The organism is Oleiphilus sp. HI0086, from assembly GCF_001635225.1.
Map to the genome: position 1 here is coordinate 1 of NZ_LWFZ01000395.1, position 633 is coordinate 633.

At 43.0% G+C, this 633-nt stretch carries 1 protein-coding gene; it reads right to left on the bottom strand.

What is annotated here, in order from left to right; genetic code table 11:
• A partial coding sequence (locus A3756_RS04965) for a hypothetical protein (protein ID WP_156490283.1) occupies window positions 1–586 on the bottom strand: 586 nt, incomplete at its 3' end.
• Window positions 587–633: the final 47 nt, after the last annotated feature.

The following is a 633-nucleotide window of genomic DNA, read 5'->3' on the forward strand; positions in this document are numbered from 1 at the left end:
CTGGGTTGCTGGTCAGGGTATGAGTAACGTAGATTCTCGATAATTGCAGTGTGGCATGACAGTCATTGCTTGAACCTGCATTTAGTCTATCGGTAATATGCAGAGTTGATCCGTTCAGATTTTGTAGACTGTTTGTTTCGTCCAAAATAGTCATGCTATTACCTTGTATATGATAGGTAAACTGTATTACATCGTCGGTATCGGGAAAGATTGGGCTGCTTACTTCCTCTAGCTCAACGCCGAGAATAATTCCTGTCCCACGATCAGTAGTCACAGTTGTATCAGAGGTGTTGAAGGAAAACGCAAAATGACTTCCGCTTTCTGTCGCGTGACCAATAGGTGCTTCGAGACCACCATCGAGCTTCAATATACCTCTATTTACCTCTGAAATGCCTGTCTCGCTGCTTGGGTCTGATACTTCGCTCAGTTCACTAAAGAATCTGCGTGAGTCCTCAATAATTCCTCTTTGCGTTGTCAATGACTGTGAGTTGTTGTTGGCGAGACGAGCTAGGGTATGGCTTCTATAGTGGGGGTTATTAATAGGCTGCTCCAGGCTGAAAAAACTACCAGATGCATTCCAAATCATTGTTTCGCCAAAGATTTCTATTATTTTATCTGTATCATTGAGCTTCT